The organism is Spongiibacter sp. (genome assembly GCF_041602295.1).
Classification (GTDB): domain Bacteria; phylum Pseudomonadota; class Gammaproteobacteria; order Pseudomonadales; family Spongiibacteraceae; genus Spongiibacter.
Genome location: NZ_JBFIGO010000167.1, coordinates 1 through 3686 on the forward strand (window position 1 = coordinate 1; position 3686 = coordinate 3686).

Sequence of the window (3686 nt, forward strand, 5' to 3'; positions counted from 1 at the left end):
CCCCCCCCCCACCACCGCTGTGCGCACTTAGGCTTCGGGGCGCATATGGGGGAATAACAGCACATCGCGGATCGACGGCGCATCGGTAAACAACATTACCAGACGGTCGATACCAATGCCCTCGCCCGCTGTTGGCGGCAGGCCGTATTCCAACGCCGCGATATAGTCGGCGTCGTAGTGCATCGCCTCGTCGTCGCCGGCATCTTTTTCCGCCACCTGCGCCATAAAGCGCTCAGCCTGATCTTCGGCGTCATTCAGCTCGGAGAAGCCATTGGCCAGCTCGCGGCCACCGACAAAGAACTCGAAGCGGTCGGTGACAAAGGGGTTGTCGTCACTGCGGCGCGCCAGCGGCGACACTTCAGTGGGGTATTCGGTAATGAAGGTCGGCTGGTCGAGTTTGTGCTCAACGGTCTCTTCAAAAATTTCTATCTGGATCTTGCCCAGTCCCCAGCTGTCTTTCACCTCAATACCCAGCCCCTTGGCAATGGCCGTTGCCTGCGCCATATCGCTCAGCTGTTCGGCGCTAATCGTCGGATTGTAGTGCAGCACCGAGTCAAACACCGACAGGCGAGTAAAGGGCTGGGCAAAGTCGTACTCACTGCCCTGGTACTGCAGCACGGTGGTGCCCAGCACTTCCTGGGCCACGTGGCGCAGCATGGCCTCGGTGAGGTCCATCAGGTCTTTGTAATCGGCGTAGGCCTGGTAGAACTCGATCATGGTGAATTCGGGGTTGTGACGCGTCGACAGCCCCTCGTTGCGGAAATTACGGTTGATTTCAAACACCCGCTCCAGGCCGCCAACCACCAGGCGCTTAAGGTAAAGCTCCGGAGCGATACGCAGGTACATGTCCAGGTCCAGGGCATTGTGATGGGTGACAAAGGGACGCGCGGTCGCGCCACCGGGAATCACCTGCATCATCGGCGTTTCCACCTCGACAAAATCTTTTTGCTGCAGGAAGTTGCGGATCGAGCTGATCATTTTAGAGCGAATGGCAAAGGTACGGCGCGACTGCTCGTTCATAATCAGGTCGACATAGCGCTGGCGGTAGCGCATTTCCTGATCTTGCAGGCCGTGGAATTTATCCGGCAGCGGGCGCAGTGACTTGGTCAGCAAGCCGCCCTCTTCCATATACACATACAGATCGCCCTTGCCGGATTTGTGTACCGGGCCCTTGGCAAAAATAATGTCGCCAATGTCCCAGGTTTTAATCTCGTCGCTGAGTTCGGCGGGCAGTTTTTTCTTGTCGATATAGGTCTGGATACGCCCCGACATGTCCTGCAGCACCATAAAAGGCCCGCGCTTGGCCATAATGCGACCGGCCACCGCAGCGCGACGATCCAGTGCTTCCAGCGCTGCTTTATCGTGCTCACCCAGCTCGTCCTGCAGCTGCTGCGCGTAGGCATCGCGGCGGAAGTCATTGGGGAAGGCATTGCGCTTTTCGCGAATCGCCGCCAGCTTGGCGCGACGCTCGGCGATCAAGCGGTTTTCTTCCTGGCCAGCTTCCTGGGCTTGCGGGTCGTTGTGCTGTTCAGACATCTGGGGTTCCTTGCGTCGGGCGCCGCGCGGCGGCGCCTGAAAATAACAAATTGGCGTGTCGGCCTAGAGGCCGGACTTCAAGCTGGCCTCGATAAACAGGTCGAGGTCGCCGTCGAGCACGTTATTGCAGTTGCTGGTCTGCACATTGGTGCGCAAATCTTTAATGCGCTGATCGTCCAATACGTAGGAGCGAATCTGGCTGCCCCAGCCAATGTCAGACTTGCTGTCTTCCAGGGCCTGCGCCTCGCTGTTGCGCTTTTGCAGCTCCAACTCGTAGAGCTTGGCTTTGAGCATTTTCCAGGCATTGTCGCGGTTCTGGTGCTGGGAGCGCTCGCTCTGGCACTGCACCACGGTGTTTGTCGGCTCGTGGGTCAGGCGCACCGCCGAATCGGTTTTGTTAACGTGCTGACCACCGGCGCCGCTGGCGCGGTAGGTATCGGTGCGAACATCCGACGGGTCGATATCGATTTCGATATTGTCGTCGATTTCCGGCGAAACAAACACCGAACAAAAGGAGGTATGCCGACGATTACCCGAATCAAAAGGCGATTTGCGCACCAGGCGGTGAACACCGGTCTCGGTGCGCAACCAACCAAAGGCGTATTCACCCTGCACGTGGATAGTGGCACTTTTAATGCCGGCCACTTCGCCGTCAGAGACTTCCACCAGATCGGCCTTAAAGCCCTTGTCTTCGCACCAGCGCAAATACATGCGCAGTACCATATTCGCCCAATCCTGGGCCTCGGTGCCGCCTGAGCCGGATTGAATATCCAGATAGCAATTATTGGGGTCCATTTCACCGGAGAACATGCGGCGAAACTCCAGTTTGCTGAGCACGCCATTGAGCCGGTCGATATCGCCCTGCACCGCCTCAATGGTTTCTTCGTCATTCTCTTCGGCCGCCATGTCCAGCAGCTCGCTGGCGTCGGCCAGACCGGCATCGAGTTCGTCGATACAACCCACCACCGCTTCCAGGCTGGCGCGCTCGCGACCCAGCTCCTGGGCGCGCGCAGGGTCGTCCCACACGGCGGAATCGCCGAGCTCCAGCTCGACCTCGGTCAGGCGCTCTTGTTTGTTAGCGTAGTCAAAGATACCCCCTAAGCGTATCGGTACGCTCAGTCATGTCCTTGAGGGCATTGCGCAGGGGATTAATTTCTAGCATGGCTGGCTTCCGGACCGCGTGGAAAAGGCGGGCATTTTACCCGATGCATTGCCCGGCGCAAAGCAGCGCAGTGCTAGACGCCGCTCGCCGGCTGCAGATGTTCGACCAGCAACTGCAGCGACAGGCGCTCGCGCCACAGATTGCTGTCCAGTTTGTAGACCAGCTCAACCTCGGCCACGGCCGGGTCGGGCCAGATCGCAGTGTCGACATTAAAGGCGATGGCATCAATGATGGCCTGGCTGTCGCCAATGGGCGCCAGGGTCATCTTCAGGTGGCGCTCGCCGACAATGCGCTGCTGCTGGAGCACAAAACGGCCGTGAAACAGCGGCTCGGGAAACGCCTGCCCCCAGGGACCGGCGCTGCGCAGCAACTCGGCATTAGTCAGCGACAACTCCGCCGGGCTCAACTCGCCGTCGCTGTGCACCACGGCCTCCAGCTGATCGTCACTGAGCTGCTCCGCCACCGCGTCGACAAAGGCCGCACTGAAGTCCTCAAAGTCGGTTTTGGCCAGACTCAGTCCCGCCGCCATGGCATGGCCGCCAAATTTGCTAAGCATCTTGGGATGACGCTTGGCGATAAGATCCAGGGTATCGCGCATATGCAGGCCGGGTATGGAGCGCGCCGAGCCCTTGATTTCATGATCATCGGCCTCGGCAAAGGCAATGACCGGGCGGTGAAATTGCTCTTTTATCCGCGAGGCGAGAATCCCCACCACACCCTGGTGCCAGCTGGGGTCGTAAAGACACAGGCCCGCCGGTACCTGGCTGCTGTCGAGCTGCAAATGCGACAGCGCGCGCATGGCATCGTCTTTCATGCTCTGCTCAATGCTGCGGCGCTCGCGGTTGAGATCATCCAGCTCGGCCGCCAAAGCCAGGGCGCGCTGCGGGTCATTCTCCAGCAGGCAGCGAATGCCCACGGTCATATCGTCGAGGCGGCCGGCGGCGTTCAGGCGCGGACCGACAGCAAAGCCCAGATCCGTGGCCACCAA

3 protein-coding genes are annotated in these 3686 nt (G+C 59.6%); all 3 read right to left on the reverse strand.

The window, feature by feature from the left end; translation table 11 throughout:
• Positions 1–27: 27 nt before the first annotated feature.
• Entirely contained in the window at positions 28–1536 is a 1509-nt protein-coding gene (gene lysS / locus ABYM29_RS15165) for a lysine--tRNA ligase (protein WP_372865633.1), read from the reverse strand.
• Positions 1537–1599: 63 nt separating this feature from the next.
• Positions 1600–2698, reverse strand: a protein-coding gene (prfB, locus tag ABYM29_RS15170; RefSeq protein WP_372865634.1) for a peptide chain release factor 2 whose coding sequence is annotated in 2 segments (ribosomal slippage) — positions 1600–2622 and positions 2624–2698 — 1098 coding nt in all. Because the reading frame shifts where the segments join, the coding sequence is not laid out codon by codon here.
• A gap of 73 nt (positions 2699–2771) precedes the next feature.
• On the reverse strand, positions 2772–3686 hold a 915-nt coding region (locus ABYM29_RS15175; protein WP_372865635.1), incomplete at its 5' end, for a DHHA1 domain-containing protein.